We start from the raw sequence: 22263 nt of genomic DNA, 5'->3' as shown, positions 1-22263 counted from the left end.
GTTCGTTCAAAATCAACCTTTTTCAATAGGAGCAAACTTAGCAAGTAATTTCTTGATTCCTACTGGGCTAGGGAAAGCAATATCCAGCTCTGTGTTATCACCTGCACCCTTAACACTTACCACTGTTCCTGTTCCCCACTTACCATGCTTAGCCTTATCTCCTACTTTCCAATCTGCCTGAGATGCTGCTCCGTGTGTTGGCAATTTTGTTGCTTGATTCAACCCACGAAATGCACTTGGTTGCATAGAGACAGTTGATTCTGTAGGTTTAGGAGAACGTCCAAATGTATTGCCTGTACGTCCGCCTGCCCCAAAACGACTGGCTTGCCCTCCACGGCTGGCACCAAAACCTGAGCCTGAGCCTGCTCCAAAGACATTACTTGAATCAAAGCCACCTTCAGACCCACCACCTGAGCCTAGGTCTCCAGTAAGCAGTTCATCTGGTATCTCAGCGAAAAAGCGGGATTGCATATTCATATTTGTACGTCCGTATAGCGTACGCATTCTTGCTCGTGTCATAAATAATTTTTGTTCTGCACGAGTAATTCCCACATATGCTAGACGTCGTTCCTCTTCCATTTCACTTTCATCAAACAAAGCACGACTATGCGGGAAAACCCCTTCCTCCATGCCAACTAAGAAGACAACTGGAAACTCTAAGCCCTTGGCGCTGTGCAATGTCATTAACACCACTTGTCCATCATCTGGTACCGCTTCCTCTGTGTCGTCATTGCCAAGAGAATCAATATCTGCCACCAATGCTAAATCAGTTAGAAAAGCCAACAGAGTCTTATCTTCACTCTTTTTCTCAAACTCTTGGGTAACTGACAGAAACTCGTCGATGTTCTCTAAGCGCGCCGCTGCTTCCAATGATTTATCCTCTTTCAGCGACTCACGGTATCCCGATTGTTTTAAGATTTCCTCAACTAGCTCGGTTACACTTAAATAATCAACCATCTGAATAAGGTTCTTCACCATATCCGAGAAGGCCAAAATAGCATTGGTTGTCCGAGAGGCAAGCCCCATATACGCTACTTCCTGTACGACTTGAAAGAGTGTCAATCCATGTGCGCTTGCATAGGCTTGTAGCTTTTCTACCGTAGTATCCCCTATATTACGCTTTGGAACATTAATAATACGGGTCAAGCTGATATCATCGTCAGGATTGGATACCAAACGCAAATAGGCTAATACGTCTTTAATCTCTTTGCGATCATAGAACTTCGTACCTCCGACGATTTTATAAGGAATAGTCGATTTAACCAACACATCCTCCATTACACGTGACTGGGCATTCGTACGATATAAAATGGCAAATTTGTCATATCGTTTATAGGTTTTCAGTTGTTCACGAATCATATCCACAACAAAATAAGCTTCATCATGCTCCGAATCAGCTTGATAGCAATAAATTTTCTCCCCTGCCTCTTGATTCGTCCACAGATTTTTCTCTTTGCGGTTCTTATTATTTTTAATAACATGGTTAGCTGCTTCTAAGATATTTTTAGTAGAGCGATAGTTTTGCTCCAGCTTTATCAATTTCGCACTAGGATATTCCTTCTCAAAGTTAAGAATGATCGAAATATCAGCACCGCGCCATTTATAAATACTTTGGTCAGCGTCACCCACACAGCAAATGTTTTTATGCATGTCAGCAAGCATACTAATCAACATATACTGGGCTCGGTTCGTATCCTGATACTCATCTACATGGATATATTTGAATTTGCGCTGATAGAATTCCAATACTTCAGGCACTTCTTTAAATAGACGAATCGTCGTCATGATTAGATCATCAAAATCAAGCGATTGGTTATTTTTCAGCTTCTTCATGTATAGCTCATACACTTGTGAAACAATACGCTGGAATTGATCTCCCGCTACTTGTTCATATCGCTTTGGATCAAGTAATTCGTTCTTTGCTCCACTAATTGCTCCTAAAATAGAACGTGGTTCAAACTTTTTCACATCAATATTTAGTTCTTTCATGCACTGCTTCACCACAGTTAGCTGATCCCCAGCATCCAAAATGGTAAAACTGCGGCTGATGTTAATCCGATCTATATCTCTTCGTAAAATGCGTACACAAAGAGAGTGGAAGGTAGAAATCCAAATATCATCCGCCCCTGCTTCCCGACCAACCATTCTTTCTACACGCTCTTTCATCTCACGAGCCGCTTTATTCGTAAAGGTAATCGCGAGAATGCTCCAAGGAAATACCTGCTTATAACCAACTAGATATGAGATCCGTTGGGTAAGAACACGGGTTTTACCACTACCTGCACCTGCCAGAATCAGCACAGGACCCTCTGTGGTCTCCACCGCCTTTTTCTGTTCAGGATTCAAACCCGAGAAAAAATTATCTTGAATTAACATGCCGTAAGCCACCTTTCACTTTGCTTCTTTTTCCTTCGTCCCAAAAGAAAGCATATGTTCCTATTTTGTCATATCTTGACGTGTTATGCCACTCACTCTTTTAGGAAAAAAGACTCCTTTTTTATTCCATTTTATATGTGAAAGAAAAGAAACTCCTCGGCATTGGCTCAAGGAGTTTACTTTAAAATCATGTGTTAGAAAAACGAAACTAGAAACGACGCTCTGTCTCTTTTACCGCAGCAACAGTAGATAGAGCCTGTTCGAGAGAATCATAGATGATGTTGCCAACAACCACCGTATCAGCGATAGCTGCCATCTCTCGAGCCTGACTTGCATTAGTAATCCCGCCACCATACATAAGGTGCCCTTCATCCAAAGCTGCTTTGCAGGCCTCAACCATTTGTGGGTCCCCATATGTACCGCTGTATTCGATATACACGATTGGCAAACGACATAATTTTGTAGCTGTCTGCACGTAAGCCTTGGCTTCTGCTTTTGACGAAATAGTACGAGCGCTGGTTACCTCAGCAACAGCCGAGTCCTGATTAAACACCAGATACCCTTCCGCTACAATTTCGTCCCAATGTATATAGCTTCCGAGTGAGCTTAAAGCCTCTATATGCGGAGCAAAAATCACATCTGGATTGCTTGCATTTAAAACGATAGGGATAAAATACCCATCAAAGCCTGGAACAATGGCCTGCAAATTGGAGACCTCCAGCATACACGGTACAGCATAGCGTCTAATACGCGACATTAGGTCAAGCGTGTTGTCAAATGTGACTCCGAGAGTTCCCCCTACAATAATCGCATTTGTACCTGACTCGCAGATTTGCTCCAATTGATCATCCTCAATAGGCTTTTCTGGGTCCAGTTTAAAAACATGTCGCCAGTTGCTAAATTCAATCACGTTGATACCTCCACTTTATTTACCGATCCGATCCAATGCCAGTTGATAACCATCATTACCGTAATTGAGGCATCGCTTAACACGAGAGATCGTCGCTGTACTCGCCCCTGTTTCCGATTCAATATGGTTATACGTATATCCTTTACGTAGCATACGCGCTACTTCCAAACGTTGAGCAAGTGACTGCATCTCATTTACCGTACATAGATCATCAAAAAATTTATAGCATTCTTCCATGTCTTTTAAAGACAAGATCGATTCAAAAAGTTGTTCAATTCCCTTACCCTTTAATTTCTCTAATTGCATGAAAAATCACCCCGTGATCGTCTTGGGAACTTTTTCTCTCTGTAAAGTTTTTAAGTACTAAAGTTCTGCTTTCATGATAGAGCAAAAGACTTCTCTACGCAAGACGATGTTCATCAAATTTATCTGTTTCCTAAAGTTTGGTTATTGAAAGCTAAGATGCTGGTCTAAGCTTGGTGTATTAGGCACAATGTTTACCCAGGTATTTCCTGGGAGTAAAGGTATTTCTTTTGTTAAAGCAGCGTCTTCATACGCTCGAATAATACCATCTTTTCTAGCCCATTTGATTGGTTTTGCCTTCCCCTGCTGGAACAGATACCCTTCCCCAGGGCCGGTCACATCGACTTCACGCCGGCCTTCATTATCTAGCACCTTATGTTTAGATGAGATCACCAGTACATTCGTAATTTCCAGTTGTTTATCTGACGTTAGATCCTTATGAACCTCGCCTTGTGTATAGCGTAAATATTTCTCCTTATCCGTATCATATTTGTAACTGAGCGAATATTGAGGATGTGGTTTCACCTTAATTTCTGCCGCTGCCTGTCCTTCTTCTATTTTGGCATCTTTAGGCAGGAAAGGAAAAAACGGTAGATCAGAAGTTATACGCATATTTTTAGCCTGCATCGCTTTTTCGATATGGCTTAGATCAGTATATACATTATGGGGAGCAGAACGGAATTTTTCTCTCCAGAAGTATGTACTGTTACTAATCTCATTAATATCGTCATCTGCACCTTTAAGTATTTGAAGAGCATCTGGACTTCCACCAACATGCACCAGAATGGAATCCAAGCCTCTCCCCAATTTAATAAAGTACGGGCGTATACTTCTGACTGGTCCAATCGTTTTAGGAGTTTGACTGTGAAAAATGGCTAGAAAGCGTGTCACTTCACCTTCCGACAGCACTTCGTACACGATATCAGCTTTATCCAGTCCAGATTGAGGTCTTGCTTTCGGATGATTATTAATCATAACCATTACAGGACGATGATCAATTCGTTCATCCACACCCATTCCTGTTAATGGAGCTGTATAAGGAAACGTCTTCTCTTGCAAAGGTTCAGAAACTGGTGGCGTCACCGGATTGGGTTGTGATGGTTGTTCTTTATTTGCAAACTGATTGCAGGATACCAATAAGGCCGATGCTGTAACAACGACAACCGCATACTTCCAGATCTGTGTCATATATATGCCTCACTCCTTTTTTGTCCCTACTATTTTTCGAGCAACTTCTGTATAATTCCTGCCACAACTTTCCCACATTCCTTCTATTTAGTTCCCACATGTTTTTATACAAGCTATGGTACTATGAAAGATAGAAAGGAAGGGTGACCATGACTCAGACCACACCTTATCTTGTTTATCTAGTTGATGATGAAACTAATTTGCTAGAGCTATTGCGCTCCTACCTTGTACGGGCAGGTTTTGAAGTAAGAACCTTCCAGAGCGGTGAAGAGGTTCTAGCTGTTCTAGATGATACAAAACCACACTTATGGATTCTTGATATTATGTTGCCTGATATAGATGGGTATGAACTACTTAGACTAATCCGAAATAAATGGGAAGACGTCCCAATCATGTTCATTTCTGCTCGTGATCAAGATATTGATAAAATTATCGGGCTGGAACTAGGTAGCGACGACTATTTGGCAAAGCCCTTTTTGCCTCGTGAGCTAGTCATCCGTACACAGCGTTTGTTGCATCGTACCTATGAAAAAACTAGCCCTCCTGTAACAGCTACCCAACCTCCCGTAGTGTATGAGGACTGGATAAACGTCTCGCAGTATTTCATTTCAGAAAAAGGGAGACTGGTTAAAGAAAACGAGCAAATGATTGACTTAACCACAAAAGAATTTGATTTGGTGCTTTACTTTATTAAAAATCAGGGCCAGGCTTTGCAACGCGAGCAAATCCTTACGGCTGTCTGGGGCGATGACTATATCGGATCAGATCGTGCCGTGGATGATCTGGTGAAACGCATTCGTAAAAAGATGCCTGAATTTCCATTGGAGACGGTGTATGGCTTTGGCTACCGGATGACCAAATGAGAGGAAAATTCTCTTTACAAAACCTGCCGTTAGCCAAACAGATTTTTTTACTGTTTTTATCTTTGACGATCGTGCTTGGGGCAAGTGTAGCCATCCTCTATCCCTATACCTTAAAGCAGATCCTACTGGATAATACGTATTCATTGCTTGAGGACGAATTTGAAAAGGTGTCTGACCAAATCTCCTTTACGCAACAACATGAGCTTGGACCACTACCATCTTTCACTTCTCCACGGATATTGATGTTATTGTTACAAAACTATAACTTTTCTTTTCAGATGATGGTTTTTAGTAAAGATGGTCAACTTATTGGGGTTCAACATATGCCAAAAGAGGGCGTTCCAGTCAAGGTTGCGAATGGGCTTTTCAAAGAAGCTTCTGCTCATAAAGGTTCGACCCCTTATAAGGGGAGCACCGAGTGGGATAATGAAAATTTCTTAATGGTAAGTCAGAAGATGGATTACTTTGGATTCCCTTATTACCTAGTGATCTTCACAAAGGAAAAGGAAATCATTCAGATCAATAACATGCTTACCAAGCAATTCTTCATCATTTTTGCCTTTTTTATCTTTGTCAGTTTGTTATTAGCTGGTTGGTTTAGTGGGTATTTGAGTACCCCCTTACGCCGTTTAGAAGAATCCTGTCAAAAGATTGCACGCCGTCAATTTGATATTCCTCTAATGGTGGATCGAAAGGATGAAATCGGTCAATTAGCTCGCTCTTTTGACATGATGAAAAAGCAATTGAAGGATCATGACGAATCCCAGCAACACTTTGTGCAAAATATCTCCCATGAATTAAAAACGCCAATTATGGCGATACAAGGCTATGCACAAGGCTTACTAGATGGCGTTTTTCAGGGTGCTGAAGCACAAAAAGGCTTGTCCATTATTATGGAGGAAAGCAATCGTTTGGAGAATGTGGTAGAACAACTATTGTATTTAACAAAAGTAGAGTCAGTTGATAGAATGATGACCTTTACATCATTAGATTTGACAGAAATGATTGGACTGTTACACCAGCGCTATCATCTTCTACACCCACATTTAGCATGGCAGATCGAGATACCTGATACCCTACCAATGAAAGGTGATGGTGAACAGCTTTACAGTGCTTTCACTAATATTGTGGAAAATCAGCTACGATACGCCAAGACCACGATTACCATCACTGCCAAAGTGGTAAAAGAACAGATCGAAATCGCTATCTCCAATGACGGTCCACCTATTGAAGAAAGCGTCATGCCCTACCTTTTCCAACGTTTTCGCAAAGGCAAAACAGGTAAACATGGCTTAGGTCTTGCTATCGCGCGTGCTGTTCTGGAAGCCCATGAAGGATCTATTACTGCCAAGAACATATCTGAGCAGCAAGGTGTTATGTTTATTGCAACATTGCCACAAAAGCAATTTCATTTGGAATAAAAAAGCGGTAATCTGGAGTAATTTCCGGGTTACCGTTTTTTCATATCTTCTAACATTGCCTATCTTCCCCATAAACGTGTATAACTTTGTGTTAATTACCGTATGTTAAAACTAACATTCAGGATAAAACTACCTTTATGATAAGAAAGGAGAGAAGAAATGCCACGTCTCTTCTCACGCGTCTTCATCTTGTTGTTGGTGATTAGCTCTTTGCTGGTAGCTTCTTGTCAGACTGGCTCTCCCTATAAATCTGCTACCTCTGATAGAAGTACTTCCCCTCATTTTGCATCCGTTCATCAGACTACTACCTTACAGAACGCAATACCTAGCTCTCGACCAAGAGAGGTGCTTGGGTTTTATACAGAGTCGGAAGATCCTTATCCTGGATCTCTCCCCACCTTATCTGCTCAGCATGAACAACTTAGTATGATTGTGCCTTTTTGGTGTAAGCTGGATGAAAAAAATCCTGGATATTTAAAAACGACCCTTTCGAAAGAAGAACAAAAAAAGGTCATAGATCGAGCACATGCCAATCAGGTTCAAGTCTATCTGTTAGTTCACAATCTGTTCTATGATTCTATAGAAAAAGGAAAAGATGTTGCCCGAGATATTTTACGTAAGCCTACAAATCAGCGTTATTTTTTGCGTAATTTAGAACGTGAAGTGCTTTCACTAGGCTATGACGGCATTAATTTAGACATCGAGAACCTATATTTAGAAGACAAATTTGCCTTCACTCAGTTAGTTAAAAATGTAACCCAATTGATGCATCAACATGGCAAAACCGTCACAGTAAGCGTTCCTGCTAATACAGGTGATGAACGTGCCAATGTGTGGTCTCCCTGGTTTGACTATAAGCTACTAGGTCGCTATGCTGATCGCTTGGTGATCATGGCCTACGATGAGCATAATCCACGAACAAAACCAGGTCCTGTTGCTTCCATTCAATGGGCAGAAGATACAGTGCGATATGCACTCTCGCAAGGTGTACCGGCACACAAAATCTTACTTGGAGTTGCTGGGTATGGCTGGAATTGGAACAGCAACGGAGAAAAAGCCGTATATCAATCCTATAAAAGTCTAATGGAGCTAGGCAAAAGCCATGGAGCTACTCTTAATTGGGATCAGGAACAACTCGCCCCCCATATGCAATACATGGATGAAGAAGGCAATATGCATATCGTTTGGTTCGAAAACTCTTTTAGCACGCGCTCCAAGCTAGATTTGGTTGAGAAATATGATTTGGCCGGAATAGCCTTTTGGCGCTTGGGACTAGAGGACCCAACCATTTGGGATAACCTTTCCAACCACATTAATGTCTGGAAAACAGATACGATTCATTAATAAAGTCCCTCTTCATGTAACCAACAAAAACCTTGAATTCTAGAATGAATTTCAAGGTTTTTGTTGATATTCTATGCAAGCTGTTCAATTCGACCTTCCTCACTTGATCCAATTGCAACGCATGTCAGTTTAATGTGATGACTCTCGCCTCCGCTTACGCCAAATATGCCTCTCGTACCTGTGGATCTGATAACAAATTTTTTGCATCATCCTTCAAAATAATCTCACCAGTCTGAATGACATAGCCGCGGTGTGCAACGGCAAGTGCCTGATTTGCATTTTGTTCTACTAATAGAATGGTCATACCCTCTTGATTTAATTCCGTGACTATCTCGAAGATTTGCTCTACTAAAATAGGAGCTAATCCCATTGACGGCTCATCTAACATCAGGATTTTTGGCTTCATCATCAATCCACGAGCGATAGCCAACATTTGTTGTTCACCGCCCGACATCGTGCCTCCTTTTTGTGATACCCGTTCTTTTAAGCGCGGAAAGTAATGAAAGGCTCGCTCAATTCCCTCTTCAATCACTTTCTGATCCTTGATAGAAAAGGCCCCCATCTCCAAGTTTTCTCTTACAGTTAGTTTTGGAAAAATATGCCTGCCCTCTGGAACATGGGCAATCCCTAATGCTGAGATATCATGTGGCCTTTTACCAGTGATAGGTTGCCCGTCAAAAAACACTTGACCTTCTTTTGTATGAACTTGACCACATATGGTTTTTAAGGTAGTTGATTTTCCAGCTCCGTTTGAACCGATAAGAGTTACTACTTCTCCTTGCTCTACCGTGATACTTAGACCTTTTAACGCATGGATGCCTCCGTAATAGGTATGAACCTCCTTCAATTCCAATAATGCCATCGCTCTTCCCTCCTACGAAGCTTCTGTTGCGCTCTTGCCCAAGTACGCCTCAATAACCTTTGGATTTGTTCTTATGTCGTCTGGTGTACCCTCAGCAATTTTCCTTCCATAATCCAGAACATGAATATACTCGGAAAGCCCCATAACCAGCTTCATGTCATGCTCTATTAAAATAATGGTTAATTCTAATTCGCGTTTTAGCTGGCGTATAAAGTCGGTCATTTCCACCGTCTCTCTCGGGTTCATCCCTGCTGCTGGCTCATCTAACAAAATAATGTGTGGGTTCGTAGCCAAAGCCCTAGCAATCTCTAATCTGCGCTGCAATCCATACGGCAGACTACCTGCGGTTTCATTAGCAATATGTTCAATTCCCACATATTCAAGAATTTGATAAGCTTCAACACGGGCTCGTTCCTCCTCTTCCCTTACCCGTTTTGAATGAAACAAAATACCAAGAAGACCTGCTTGTAGCCGCCCATGTTGGCCGATCATCACGTTCTCTAACGCCGTCATTTGTTTGAACAATCTGACATTTTGAAACGTCCGTGTAATTCCCCGGGTTGCTATTTGATCGGGTTGAAGGCCTTTTATACTCTTTCCATTTAATACAACATCCCCCTCATCTGGCTCGTAAAAACCTGTAACCATATTAAAGAAGGTGGTTTTACCTGCCCCGTTCGGACCGATGACTGCCGTGATGCTGCCTTTTTCAATATCAATCGACACGTCTTCGTTGGCCACCAGACCACCGAATCTCTTGGTTAAATGTCTCGCTTCTAACAATGCCATACTACTACCTCCTCTAGCCCACTTTGTTTCGTCCGTTCAGCTTAGCAAGAATGCCCTGCCGTTGTTCAACTTGAGCGTGATTTTTAATGTTCTCGATGTTTTCTTTCTTTCTCCTTGCTGGAATTAATCCGTTCGGACGATATAGGGCCGCTAATACCAGTAGAATTCCAAACACCATTCGTTGCAGCTTAGACGGGTCCAATTGACTTGGGAGGTATAGGATACCTGATTGTGACAACTCATGCAGATAATTGGACAGCTCCTTTAAAATTTGAACCTGTAGCAGTGTAACAAACGTGGCACCTAAAATAACACCAGGGATGCTACCACTCCCACCTAAAATAACCATTACCAATATGCTAAATGACTCCATCAGCGTAAAAGAGGTAGGGTCAACAAAGGTTTGTTTTGCCGCAAAGATAACCCCAACTACCCCAGCAAAGGATGCTCCTGTAGCAAATGCCGCTAACTTCGTTTTTAAGAGAGAAATCCCCATAGACTGCGCCGCCAGCTCGTCTTCTCGAATCGCAATCCAAGCGCGCCCTAGTTTAGAATGCTCCAAGCGGATATTGGCAAGTACAATCAATAAAATAACCACTAACACAATAAAATAGAAATGAAAAGCATCAGAAAATGATTCTCCCATAATTTGTGGAGCATTGATAGAAGTTATCCCCTGAGGTCCATTTGTTATATTAATAGGCTTATCCAAATTATTAAAGACTATTCTGATAATTTCACCAAATCCCAATGTAACAATGGCTAGATAATCTCCTTTTACCCGAAGAACGGGGAGTCCTAGCAGAATTCCAAAGATAGCAGCTACCAGCAATCCAACCACTAAAAATGCCCAAAACCACTCTCCGCTTAACGGAAATAAGTCTCCCGGAATAAAATGATTAGCCTGTGCGGTAGCAAATATGCCATATGCATATGCACCAGCGGCAAAAAAAGCAATGTATCCCAAATCCAATAGTCCCGCAAATCCAACCACAATGTTTAAACCAAGCGCCATAGCAACATAAATACCAATATTGGTCGCTACTTCCATATAATAGCTATTATCATAAGCAAGTATTGGAATAAGACCGAATAAAACTAACACCCCTAAAAGTACTTGTGCCCTTTTATTCGTATTCGTGTAGTAGATTAGCAGTACTGAAAAAATAAGCCCCACAAAGCTTGTTACCGATTGCTGTAAAAAATAGAGCGCTACAGAGCATCCAACAATCCACACCAGCGTAAGAAGAAGTGGGATTGGTTTTTCTTTTGCTAGCACATTTTTAAGAGTTCCCATTTCTTTCACCTACACTTTCTCTTTTACGGCTTCCCCAAGCAGACCCTCGGGTTTGAACAGAAGCACTAGAATGAGAATGGCAAATCCGATGACATCCTTATACTCTCCACCGAATGCTCCTCCTGTTAACGGCCCCATATATGCACCAGCCAATGACTCAATTAATCCAAGAAGCACCCCACCTAGCATCGCCCCTCTAAGATTACCAATACCGCCTAAGATAGCAGCAGTAAAAGCTTTCATTCCCAAAATGAAGCCGATGTAGGGATCAATCGTTCCATAATTTTGTGCGAACAGCACACCAGTCGCTCCACCTAAGCTTGAACCAATAAGGAAGGTTAACATAATAACTTTGTCCACATTTATGGTCATAAGTGATGCTGTGGATTGATCTTGTGAAACGGCACGCATCGCGATGCCCCATTTTGTCTTGTTAATAAATAGTGTTAATGTAATCATCATGACAATAGCTACGACAACAACAATCACAGCTTTTGAGGGAATTTGAGCGATACCGATATCGATCTTTCCAGGGAATAAAATCGGGCCTGTTAAATAAAAAGCATCCCGATGAAGCGCTTCTGCAAAACGAACGACATCCTGCAAGAAGAAGGATACACCAATGGCAGATATCAGTGGGACTAATCGTGGGGCATTCCGTAGAGGCCGATAAGCAACCCGTTCAATCCCTACACCCAATAAACCGGTTAACACCATACTGATAAGCAGAGCAAGAACCAGAGCCAAAAATGGGTTCATTCCTTGCAATACTCCATTAGCTTCCATAACAAGAAGCACTTCTGTCCCTACAAACGCTCCCACCATAAAAATTTCTCCATGTGAAAAGTTTATAAATTCTAAGATTCCATACACCATTGTGTAACCCAAGGCCACAACTGCATACATGAAGCCGAGGGTAAGTCCGTCAACCAACACTTGAGGTAGGATCTGCCACATGTACATTCCCTCATTTCTCTTGTATTTTTCTTTTCACTGTAAATGCAGATCATTTTCCCTACAACAAATAGGGCTTTTCCTCAATCGTTCTTAAAAGAAAAGGGCGCTTCTAGGCGTCGTCCCCTTACTACAACGGTAGAAAGCGTCCTCCGTGATACTACTCTGCTTTGGTTACAAAAGTGGCCTTTCCATTTTCAAATTTGTAGACGAATACCTGGGCGAATTCATTGTCCCCCTTATCTGTAAAGGTGACTTTGGTAAATTGTCCTTGAAAGTCTTTCGTTTTATGAACAGCATCTAACACTTGCTCTCGGCTAGGCTTTTTATTACCATTTGCCTTAATAGAATTTTTCAAACCATTCAGTAATACTTTCATCGCATCATAACCGTAAACGGAATAGGTTTCTGGTTTTTTGTTAGTTGCTTTTTCATAAGCCTCAGCCCATTTTTTTCCTTCAGTAGTCTGGGTAACGTCCCCTGCTGCCGATGTATAGATAACCCCTTCAGCAGCACTGCCAGCAATCGTCACTAATTCAGAGGAATCGATTCCATCCCCACCCATAAAAATGCCCTGATATCCCTTATCACGAGCCTGCTTAAATAACAGACCTCCTTCCGAATAAATCCCCCCAAAGAAGACCATATCTGGTTTGCTAGAGACTACCTGATTAACCACAGCACTATAATCCTTTTCCCCTACAGTAATGCCTTCTAAACCAAGTATTCCCACCCCATCCTTTTCAAATTGAGCTTTTACTTGGTCAGTTAATCCTGTACCATACGCTGTCTTATCATTAATAATGAATACGTTTTTTACACCAAGCGTATTTTTGGCGTATCTGGCAGCTGCGGGGCCTTGTACATCATTTCGTGCACAAATGCGATGGACTGTCTTCTTCCCTTCTTCTGTGAGTGTAATGCCTGTGTTAGCGGGAGAGACCATAACTAGTTTGCCAGCTTCATACTTTGAAGAGGACGGAACAGCAACACCGGTGTTGTAGTGACCGATCACCCCCAGTACGTCCTTGTTGGCAACCAGTAGCTGGGCATTGGTAACACCTTGTTTAGGATCAGCCTGGTCATCCTGAGGAAATAGCTGTAGTTCGAATCCCATTTTCGCAAATTCTTCCTTCTCCTCCTGAAGTGCGTATCCTGCTCCCTGTTTAATCGCGTCACCAATGTTTGCGTATGCACCAGATAGTGGGCTTTGTGTAGCTATTTTAATTACCTCTTTTCCAGTGCTTTGGCCTGCTCCTGTACAGCCTGATAAAACTAATCCAGTAGTCAATATGGCGGTAAAGAGTCCCATGCTACCTTTCTTGTTCATGGAATCAGATCCCCCTTATTTGTACTTTCTTTTAACTAAACCAGTTTATTCGCAGATCATTCGGGTTTTGACAACTTTAGGGTAGGAAGGGCCGTTTTGTGTTAATGATTATTTTTTATTGTAAAATAAATCAGAAAATTTACAAGAAAAAAATAATTTTTATCGAAGCGATCCTACCGCACTATTGGCACTATTTTACACATATCAACAAGGATGAGAAGCTTTATTGATAACCTATTAGGAAGACTTTTTAGAGCGGAGTAGCAGGATAAATCAAGGAACCAGTCTTCACTTCATAGATTCCAGCCTTGGTAAAACGGACAAAGGGTAAGTGGGTGGCAGTAAAAAATAATAAGGAATAAATTGGATCATCAAATCGATATCCACGTTCCTTCATTAAAGTGGTAAAGCGCTCGCTTTTTTCCATAACGATCTCCATCGATTCATCTGTCATTTTCCCTCCTATAGGTAAGGGTATATGAAAAAGCACTTCCCCCTTTTCGATGATCGCCACTCCACCTTTTGATCCCATGATCTCCTGTAGGGCCGCTTTCATCGATTGAGGATTACGACCTAGCACGAGAAATTCTGTGGATGCATGAAAACTGGTAGCTAATGCCTCCAGCTCAACTGCAAAGCCTCGTAAAATAGCCTTCGTCAATTGTTTCGTTTTTGGATCAATTAATACTGCAAGCATCGCATCCGGTATTTGAATAAGCTCCTCCCAATCATGAATAACGGTTGTTTCATCTAATTTACTAATAACCGCGTTAATCATACAGATTACAGGAAGAGTATCTAAGGAAAGGGCTTGCGTCTTATCTGGAAACAAAAACCATTGATCAGACACCATTTCTTCCATGGTGAGACTACCAGAAACATAATCACTCATTTGACTCTTTGGTACCTTTGCAACTACCTGCCCCTCCTGTACGATAATAAGACCATTTGCAATGACTGTTTCAGGGGTTGGATTATTTTTTTCCGTAAGAAACAATATATCAGCCAGACGACCTGGAGCAATTCCACCTATTTCGGTATCCATGCCATAATACGTAGCAGGATTTAGGGTTGCCATCACATAGGCTTCCTCAATTGGCATACCTGACTCAATCGCAACTCGGATCGTGTAGTCCATTACTCCGTTTCGAAGCATCGGAGCTGTTGCTCCATCGGATGTCAGCATCATACGAGGTGACCAAGGTAAATCTAACTCTAGCCATTCTGTGATCAATTTGGGCAGATCAGGTCGAATGGAGGAATGACGAAGTGTGGCATACATTCCCACTTGTAAGCGGTGCAACAGCTCCTCCGCCTTCATACTTTCATGACAAGCTCCTACCCCATGAGCAGCTGCTAGAGCCAATGTCTGATAAGAAGCCCCTGGATGATGTCCCTCTATTCGCTTACCTAGATCCAGAGCATAACGCATGCCTTCTAACAACTCTTCTCGTTCATCCAATATGCCTCTCCAATCGGTTAATTCTCCGGCCTGAATCACTAAAGGGTGATCTAATAGCTCCTTTATCCTTTCACGTTGGAAAACACCTTCTGGATCAGGTAACGTTTGTGAATCCAATCGGGCCCAAAAAAATTGCTTCATAGGATGCTTATTTATTTCATCAAAAAGCGAAGAGAGCTTGTCATACGGCAACAATTGAAAAAAGAATAAGCTATCACTTATCATTGTCGTAGTCCCTGTTTGTAGGGCATAATCAGCTAAAGTGAACGGGTTATACCATTGAAAAGGATGAGCATGTGGTTCTATATATCCAGGAACGATATACTTATCCTTTGCATTTATACAAATTGTATCCTCATTCACTAGTGGTACTTTTTCTCCCACATAAGCAATACGCTCACCAGCCAAGACTATGTCTGCTTTTCGCCAGGACTTCGTATATACATCTAATATTGTCCCTCCAGTAATCCATACACTAGCAGCTTCAAGTCCTTTTGCCGTACGAATCAATTGTTTATAAGCAATTTCTGTTAGTTTTCTTGCCCTCACTCATTCCCTCTCCTCTCTTGTTAGCATCGTCATTTACTAGTTATATGGTATGCTAAGCGATCCCTGCTTTCCTACCATTTTTTCCTTGGGTGGACAATCGCTTCTCAACACAAACTAACACAAGGAAGGAGGCAGGATGAGCATGAAAAAGAATGTTGGTAGGTTTGATGCCTATATTCGTATAACATTGGGACTAGTTGGTTTAGGATGCGCTATTAGCAAAATGTCAAATTATCGTTATGGTAAAAAGCCTTATGGTCTCTTACTATGGTCAGCTATGAAAGTAGCCGAAGGAATCACACGCTTTTGTCCAATCCTTTTAGCGTTTGGTATCAGCACAAGAAAAGAGGATTTAGTCCGTCAAGCGATGGATAAAATTATTCCAACTGGCCTTTCTCTTTACAACAAGACCCGAGAGGCTACCTCGTCGATGAAAAACCGAGCATTGAAGCGCACCTCTACAGATCAACAGGTACATTCTGAAAATGAGCAAGCAACAGACCACAACTCTCAAAATACGCAGGTTGAAGAGCTTGCTCGTAAGGCTTTCGAAAGCTTTGTAGAAAGCGAAAAACAAAGTGATCAAGCATCTCAAAAGCAATCTACTCATCAAAACAGCTCACATCTTGATCAATCACAGAATAAGAATTCGTCTACTCATGATGCTGAGTAAAAACAAACAAAGGGATAAGGCCACAGAGGCCCAATCCCTTTTGTTTGTTCAGTCCAGACTAAATGTTATACTGGCTTCCTATACCTTTTTAAAAGCTTTATCAGCAATATCTCTACGATAATGTGCACCTGTAAAGGATATCTTTGCTACAGCCTGATACGCCTTTTCTTTTGCTAGCTGTAAGGAGTCTGCTAAAGCAGTTACCGCCAGTACCCGTCCACCACTTGTTACAAAATGATCAGCTTCTTGTTTCGTACCAGCATGAAACACGATCTCCTGATTGTCTCGTTTAGGCGAATCGGCTACAGGCACGTCCACACCAGTTATGATAGCCCCCTTAGGATAATCCCCCGGATATCCTGGTGAAGCCATAACAACTGTAACCGCACTCTGTTTACTCCAATTGATGTCTAAGTCGGCCAAGCTTCCATTTAATGTGGCCATAATAATATCTATTAAATCCGTTTCCAATAAAGGCAATACGACTTGTGTTTCTGGATCGCCAAATCTGGCATTAAATTCTACAACCTTAGGCCCTTCCTCGGTAAGCATTATTCCCGTGTACAAAATACCACGAAATGGGATACCTTCCGCTACCATAGCAGAAGCCATTGGTTGAACAATCGTATCTATCATACGTTGTATATCGCTATCCTTTACTTGAGGTACAGGAGCATACGCACCCATTCCACCCGTATTAGGTCCTTTATCTCCATCAAATACCGTTTTATGATCCTGAGAAGGAATCATTGGTTTAACGGTCTCCCCATCAATAAACGAGAGCAGCGTTAATTCTTCTCCTTGCATAAACTCTTCAATAACAATGCGGCTTCCTGCTTGACCAAACTTACTATCCTGCATGATCTGGCGGATTGCTTCTTCTGCTTCCTCTAAGCTAAAAGCTAATATTACACCTTTTCCTTGTGCCAGACCATCCGCTTTAATAACAATGGGGGCCCCTTTTTCTCTTACGTAAGCAATAGCAGATTCAAAATCGAGGAAAGATTCATAATCCGCAGTTGGAATATCATATTTTCTCATCAGGCATTTAGCAAAGGACTTGCTGCCTTCCAGTTTTGCAGCTTTTGCACTTGGACCATATATAGGTAGGTTACGTAGAGTAAAGAAATCTACAATCCCTCCTAAAAGTGGATCTTCAGGACCGACAACGGTAACATCAATTTCCTCGTCTTTCGCAAACTGAGCCAGTGCCGCATAATCTGTAACCTGGATCGGAACGTTTTGCACCAGAGCAGCGGTTCCGCCATTACCCGGAGCGCAGAATATTTTCTCCACTTTAGGGCTTTGTGCCAGTTTCCACACGAGGGTGTGTTCCCTTCCCCCGCTGCCTACTACCAAAACTTTCATCCTATTTGTCCTCCCCTTAATGTTTAAAATGACGGACACCTGTGAAAATCATAGCAATGCCATGACGATTGCACGCATCGATCGATTCTTGGTCTCGAATAGAGCCACCAGGTTGAATAATAGCTGTAATTCCTGCTTGAGCTGCTGCTTCTACTGTATCAGACATTGGGAAAAAAGCATCCGAGGCAAGAACTGCTCCCTTGGCCTCTTCTCCAGCTTGCGTGATCGCAATCTGAGCTGAACCTACTCTGTTCATCTGCCCCGCACCAACACCGATCGTTTTATCTGATTTAGCTAGAACGATTGCATTAGACTTAACGTGTTTGACCACCTTCCAAGCGAATTCTAGTTGCGTTAGCTCTTCTTCACTTGGTGAACGTTCAGTTACGACCATTATAGCAGTAGGGTCAAGCGCTTTGCGATCCCATTCTTGCACAAGCGCTCCACCATGCATAGAAGTAATTTGAAAAGCCGAGCTTAATGCACCCTTATGTTCAGAAGAAACTATTGTGTCCATCTGAAGTAAACGTACATTTTTCTTTTCCTGTAAAATAATCAACGCTTCTGGTTCAAAAGCTGGCGCTACGATGATTTCTAAAAATACTTCCTTTAGTAATAAAGCTGTTTCGCGATCAATCGGGCGATTCGCTGCTACGATCCCACCAAAAATAGAGACAGGATCAGCATCATACGCTTTTTGGTAAGCCTCGTGAATCGTCCCCCCCATACCTACCCCACATGGATTGGTATGTTTTACTGCAACTACTGTTGGTTCGCTGAATTCAGCCAATATAGCTAGTGCAGCATTAGCATCGTTAATATTATTATAGGAAAGTTCTTTGCCGTGAAGTTGTTTACATGTAGCGATATTGCCCCTAGTAGCCATCGCATCTCGATAAAAGGCCGCCATCTGATGAGGATTTTCTCCATAGCGGAGTTCCTGAGCTTTTTCATAGGTAACAGTAAAGCTCTCTGGCAATTCCTCACCTGTTTGTTCACTTAGATAACGTGAGATGAGAGAATCGTAGGCTGCCGTATGACGAAATACTTTAGCCGCTAGACGCTTGCGGGTTTCTAGACTGGTGTTTTGTTTTTCTCGAATTTCAGTCAACACAAGCTCATAGTCATTGGCGTCAACAACTACAGTCACGTATGCATGATTCTTTGCAGCGGAGCGCAGCATGGTTGGGCCACCGATATCAATATTTTCAATCGCATCCTCATAGCTAACATCTGTTTTAGAGATCGTCTCCTTAAACGGATAAAGATTAACAGCTACAATATCAATATATTCAAAACCTTGGGTCGCCATTTGCTCCACGTGTTCTTTATTATCACGAACTGCCAGCAAACCACTATGAATAGCTGGATGCAGGGTTTTTACCCGTCCATCCATCATTTCTGGAAACTGAGTTACCTCTGATATTCCTGTTACCTTAACACCTGCATCAGCTAAAAGCGTCGCTGTACCCCCAGTTGAAATGACCTCAAAACCTAGCTCGACAAGCTGGCTCGCAAATTCCACCACACCTGTTTTGTTAGATACGCTAATCAGTGCTCTCTTTTTCCCCACGGAAAGAACCTCCTGACATGTAATTAAATCGTTTAACACGAACATTTCAAGCTAATCATATTATAAACGTACGTTTTTTTCAACATTTTTACTACTGAAATCGCCAATTACCTTTTATTTACTTTCTAATTTCTTTCCGTCATGATGTTCTTTTTTTTCTGTAAAAAATAGGAGATAATAAGAAAGATGGAATAAGTCAGAAAGGATTGTTGACATGCTCCAAAAGAAAACAGCCCTTCTTGCGGGTGCAAGCGGACTGGTAGGAGGACATTTACTCTCTTTCTTGTTAGAAGCTTCTGAATATGAGCGTATATATGTGGTTGTACGTAAGGCACTACCTATTGATCATCCTAAACTCGAACAAGCTGTTCTTTCTTTTGAAAATCTGGATCAATACGGCTCTCTTTTCTCTTGTACGCATATCTATTGCTGTCTTGGTACCACACGAAAAAAGGCCAAAAGTAAGGAACAGTTTCAGCGTGTTGATTATGAGTATCCATTGACCATGGCCCGCCTAGCTAAACAACAAGGCGCTGAAAAATTTCTATTGGTTTCTGCTCTAGGTGCAAATGTGAACTCTCTTTTCTTTTACAATCAATTAAAAGGAAGGATGGAACGAGACATTACACATCTCCAGCTGCCTACTACCTTATTCTTTCGTCCTTCCCTATTACTAGGTAAACGTCATGAGTATCGATTTGCCGAACATTGGGCAGGTAAGCTGGTGCCTTTTCTCTCCCCCTTGTTGATTGGCCCATTGGCGACTTATCGTGCTATCCCTGCTGAAGAAGTAGCCTATAGCATGTACCAAGCCGCCCAACAAAGCATTGTCGGAAATCATGTGTACAAATCATCTCTTATACATGATATTGCTCAATCACGTTTTCCTAAATCCTGATCTACAGTACGTATATCTGCCTAGTCCCTCGTTGTGTATGCAGACATAAACTGATTACTAGGTCGACAGAGAGGGGGAAGAGTCATGCCAGCAACATCCGATTTAGTGGGAAATCTCGGTGTTTCATCAGAAAATTTAGCATTTTGGGCCGCTATACTTAGCATCATCAGTTCTGTACTAGCCTTCCTCGCCCTTGTAATAGAGAAGAATAATAAAGAATCCAAAAAATGCTAATAGGCTTCTCCTTACCATCAAAAGGCCATGGTTATCACCTTTAGCTTCCATTCGAATAAATGAATGGTTGCATAAATACTCAGCCAGCCGAGTAACAGATAAAGGATTTGTTGGTTTCTTGGGTATGTGTTTTTTACATTCATGATTAAAATAGATCCAGATACAACACCGATGGTAAACCAGGCTACTTGAATAGCAGGTATCATTCCCTCAGCTTTACTCCACATAAGTACCCATATCAGTGTGGCAACAAAATAGGAAGTAATAAATCGCCAAAATGAGTTCATGTTCTCACCTCACGACCACTTGACATTCTTATTTACAAATAAAATACTGAAACTGTATAAACACCTTACTTTTTACAAAAAAGGTACCGATATAACTAGAGGATATATTAATTTTAAATAGAAGCTACTATAGTTCTATATGATAGGGAATCACTTATTTATAATATATATATATTACAATCAAAAGAGATTGCAACGGACAATCAGATCAAAAACTGCTGTCTCATTATTCCGGGGGGTATTTCATGTGCGCCAAACCTTTTTCCGCATTTTTTGGTTCTAACCACAATAAGAAAGCATTCTCACTAGATGAGCAAGCGCATGCAGAGCATGTATCTCTAACCGTGTCAAAACATTCCGATGTCATGAAACAATTAGAAATGATTCAACTTTCCGAATCTGATCTTCGCATTGCCCGATGTCTGCAACCATTCGTTGAACAACATATCGATGAGATGGTACATCAATTTTATAAGAATCTGAAGCACGAGCCTTCCTTGATGGTCATTATTGAACGCCACAGCTCCATTGACCGTTTAAAATCAACTTTGCGTACTCATATTTTACAATTGTTTAACGGTATTATTGATGAGAATTTTCTGCAGCAGCGTAAACGCATTGCCATAGCTCATGTAAAAATCGGTCTTTTACCTAAATGGTATTTATGTGCCTTTCAGGATTTATCCATCTCGTTGTTCAATATGCTAGACATACATATAGACAGTAAATCTGATTACCATAAATCAGTGACAGCAATTACTAAATTATTAAGTATTGAGCAACAAATTGTGTTGGAGGCTTACCAAGATGAAATAAACCGTTTACGTGGTTTAGAGGAAGATAAGAAAGTGATTGTCCGTGAAAAAGTCAACCAATCCGCTCAGGAATTAGCTGCTATCTCTGAAGAAACGAGTGCTGCTGTCCAGGAGTTAAGTGCTCAAGCTGGCGAATTTGTGATTCATGCGAAGAAAGGAACCGCATCCTCTATCGAAGCGCAAAATTTATCCATAGAGGGTACCACCAAGCTTGACGAGCAGGTAAGCCAATTCGACCTGCTCCAGTCTAGTATGAAAGAAATCTCCGTCGAAATGAAAGCCCTAGAAAATACTTCAGAACAAATTCGTGGAATTGTTAGTGTAGTAACTGGTATCGCCGAACAAACCAATCTCCTTGCCTTAAATGCAGCCATCGAGGCAGCTCGTGCTGGTGAACAAGGGAGGGGCTTCGCTGTGGTTGCAGATGAAGTACGCAAGCTCGCTGAACAAACGAAAAAGTCGGTCTCTGGTGTAACTCAGTTGATTGAAAAAACAAATAATCAAACCTCCAGAGTGTCTTCGCTTCTCGACCGTGTAGAAGAATTGATTACTTCCTCTACGTCTTCGATGAGCGAAATAACCTGCTTTTTTGCAAATATCCAAAAAGCGGTCAGTATTAGTAAGGAACGTAGCAATCTGATTGAACAAGAGCTTGTCACTTTTTCACGCGTAATTGAAGAAATGAATCAGGCTGTTTCTCATGTCGCACATTCAGCAGAGAACCTATCTGAGGTAATGGATACGTTATAGAAACCTTTGCTAGGAAT

General features: G+C 41.6%; 20 protein-coding genes. 7 read left to right on the top strand and 13 right to left on the bottom strand.

Annotated features, from left to right (window positions below):
* Window positions 1–12 precede the first annotated feature (12 nt).
* The 4 genes from pcrA to ACQV1I_RS02585 all read right to left on the bottom strand — a co-directional run bounded on the left by pcrA (window position 13) and on the right by ACQV1I_RS02585 (window position 4777).
* Window positions 13–2376, bottom strand: a complete 2364-nt coding sequence (gene pcrA, locus ACQV1I_RS02600) for a DNA helicase PcrA (RefSeq protein WP_116335118.1) — start codon at window positions 2374–2376, stop codon at window positions 13–15.
* A gap of 208 nt (window positions 2377–2584) precedes the next feature.
* Window positions 2585–3286 carry a heptaprenylglyceryl phosphate synthase gene (locus tag ACQV1I_RS02595; RefSeq protein WP_116335119.1) on the bottom strand — a complete coding sequence of 234 codons (702 nt, stop codon included), beginning with the start codon at window positions 3284–3286 and terminating at the stop codon, window positions 2585–2587.
* A gap of 15 nt (window positions 3287–3301) precedes the next feature.
* Window positions 3302–3592 carry a YerC/YecD family TrpR-related protein gene (locus ACQV1I_RS02590; protein WP_003335673.1) on the bottom strand — a complete coding sequence of 97 codons (291 nt, stop codon included), beginning with the start codon at window positions 3590–3592 and terminating at the stop codon, window positions 3302–3304.
* A gap of 141 nt (window positions 3593–3733) precedes the next feature.
* On the bottom strand, window positions 3734–4777 hold the full coding sequence (locus tag ACQV1I_RS02585) for a DUF3048 domain-containing protein (protein WP_116335120.1): 1044 nt from the start codon (window positions 4775–4777) through the stop codon (window positions 3734–3736).
* Between the two features lie 149 nt (window positions 4778–4926).
* Here ACQV1I_RS02585 and ACQV1I_RS02580 point away from each other — a divergent pair, with 149 nt between their 5' ends.
* The 3 genes from ACQV1I_RS02580 (at window position 4927) to ACQV1I_RS02570 (ending at window position 8405) form a co-directional block, all read left to right on the top strand.
* A complete protein-coding gene (locus ACQV1I_RS02580) occupies window positions 4927–5640 on the top strand; it encodes a response regulator transcription factor (protein WP_018673632.1) in 714 nt (237 codons plus the stop codon).
* The gene (locus tag ACQV1I_RS02575) at window positions 5637–7061 is read left to right on the top strand and encodes a HAMP domain-containing sensor histidine kinase (RefSeq protein WP_018673631.1); all 1425 of its coding nucleotides are present in this window, start codon (window positions 5637–5639) and stop codon (window positions 7059–7061) included. Before ACQV1I_RS02580 ends, ACQV1I_RS02575 begins: the two co-directional genes overlap by 4 nt.
* Before the next feature lie 159 nt (window positions 7062–7220).
* Window positions 7221–8405, top strand: coding sequence for a glycosyl hydrolase family 18 protein (locus tag ACQV1I_RS02570; RefSeq protein ID WP_116335121.1), 1185 nt, complete (start codon window positions 7221–7223; stop codon window positions 8403–8405).
* 154 nt (window positions 8406–8559) lie between these two features.
* Here ACQV1I_RS02570 and ACQV1I_RS02565 read toward each other — a convergent pair whose 3' ends face one another.
* The 6 genes from ACQV1I_RS02565 to ACQV1I_RS02540 form a co-directional block, all read right to left on the bottom strand.
* Window positions 8560–9267, bottom strand: a complete 708-nt coding sequence (locus ACQV1I_RS02565; RefSeq protein ID WP_094701404.1) for an ABC transporter ATP-binding protein — start codon at window positions 9265–9267, stop codon at window positions 8560–8562.
* A 12-nt stretch (window positions 9268–9279) separates the two neighbouring features.
* On the bottom strand, window positions 9280–10056 hold the full coding sequence (locus ACQV1I_RS02560; protein WP_116335122.1) for an ABC transporter ATP-binding protein: 777 nt from the start codon (window positions 10054–10056) through the stop codon (window positions 9280–9282).
* Between the two features lie 13 nt (window positions 10057–10069).
* Window positions 10070–11353 (bottom strand): branched-chain amino acid ABC transporter permease, encoded by a 1284-nt coding sequence (locus ACQV1I_RS02555; RefSeq protein ID WP_116335140.1) that lies wholly within the window; start codon window positions 11351–11353, stop codon window positions 10070–10072.
* 9 nt (window positions 11354–11362) lie between these two features.
* Window positions 11363–12316, bottom strand: a complete 954-nt coding sequence (locus ACQV1I_RS02550; RefSeq protein WP_438769055.1) for a branched-chain amino acid ABC transporter permease — start codon at window positions 12314–12316, stop codon at window positions 11363–11365.
* A 151-nt stretch (window positions 12317–12467) separates the two neighbouring features.
* Entirely contained in the window at window positions 12468–13637 is a 1170-nt protein-coding gene (locus ACQV1I_RS02545; protein WP_116335124.1) for a branched-chain amino acid ABC transporter substrate-binding protein, read from the bottom strand.
* A gap of 250 nt (window positions 13638–13887) precedes the next feature.
* Window positions 13888–15648, bottom strand: coding sequence for an adenine deaminase C-terminal domain-containing protein (locus tag ACQV1I_RS02540; RefSeq protein WP_116335125.1), 1761 nt, complete (start codon window positions 15646–15648; stop codon window positions 13888–13890).
* Between the two features lie 142 nt (window positions 15649–15790).
* Here ACQV1I_RS02540 and ACQV1I_RS02535 point away from each other — a divergent pair, with 142 nt between their 5' ends.
* Window positions 15791–16321, top strand: coding sequence for a YgaP family membrane protein (locus ACQV1I_RS02535; RefSeq protein WP_255193724.1), 531 nt, complete (start codon window positions 15791–15793; stop codon window positions 16319–16321).
* A 78-nt stretch (window positions 16322–16399) separates the two neighbouring features.
* Here ACQV1I_RS02535 and purD read toward each other — a convergent pair whose 3' ends face one another.
* Together purD and purH are read right to left on the bottom strand one after the other, a co-directional pair.
* Window positions 16400–17689 (bottom strand): phosphoribosylamine--glycine ligase, encoded by a 1290-nt coding sequence (gene purD, locus ACQV1I_RS02530; protein ID WP_116335126.1) that lies wholly within the window; start codon window positions 17687–17689, stop codon window positions 16400–16402.
* Between the two features lie 16 nt (window positions 17690–17705).
* The gene (purH, locus tag ACQV1I_RS02525; RefSeq protein ID WP_116335127.1) at window positions 17706–19262 is read right to left on the bottom strand and encodes a bifunctional phosphoribosylaminoimidazolecarboxamide formyltransferase/IMP cyclohydrolase; all 1557 of its coding nucleotides are present in this window, start codon (window positions 19260–19262) and stop codon (window positions 17706–17708) included.
* 214 nt (window positions 19263–19476) lie between these two features.
* Here purH and ACQV1I_RS02520 point away from each other — a divergent pair, with 214 nt between their 5' ends.
* Together ACQV1I_RS02520 and ACQV1I_RS02515 are read left to right on the top strand one after the other, a co-directional pair.
* Entirely contained in the window at window positions 19477–20160 is a 684-nt protein-coding gene (locus tag ACQV1I_RS02520; RefSeq protein WP_116335128.1) for an NAD-dependent epimerase/dehydratase family protein, read from the top strand.
* 84 nt (window positions 20161–20244) lie between these two features.
* Window positions 20245–20394 carry a hypothetical protein gene (locus ACQV1I_RS02515; protein WP_201747444.1) on the top strand — a complete coding sequence of 50 codons (150 nt, stop codon included), beginning with the start codon at window positions 20245–20247 and terminating at the stop codon, window positions 20392–20394.
* A gap of 17 nt (window positions 20395–20411) precedes the next feature.
* On the opposite strand, the gene ACQV1I_RS02510 is transcribed toward ACQV1I_RS02515, so the two are convergent.
* Window positions 20412–20681: a hypothetical protein gene (locus ACQV1I_RS02510; protein ID WP_236645905.1), complete on the bottom strand. Its 270-nt coding sequence runs from the start codon at window positions 20679–20681 to the stop codon at window positions 20412–20414.
* 245 nt (window positions 20682–20926) lie between these two features.
* On the opposite strand from ACQV1I_RS02510, the gene ACQV1I_RS02505 reads away from it, so the two are divergent.
* Window positions 20927–22246, top strand: coding sequence for a globin-coupled sensor protein (locus tag ACQV1I_RS02505; RefSeq protein ID WP_094701395.1), 1320 nt, complete (start codon window positions 20927–20929; stop codon window positions 22244–22246).
* Window positions 22247–22263: the final 17 nt, after the last annotated feature.

Source organism: Brevibacillus sp. JB24b, from assembly GCF_051713385.1.
Taxonomy (GTDB): domain Bacteria; phylum Bacillota; class Bacilli; order Brevibacillales; family Brevibacillaceae; genus Brevibacillus_B; species Brevibacillus_B laterosporus.
This window is presented reverse-complemented; position numbering and strand designations above follow the sequence as displayed.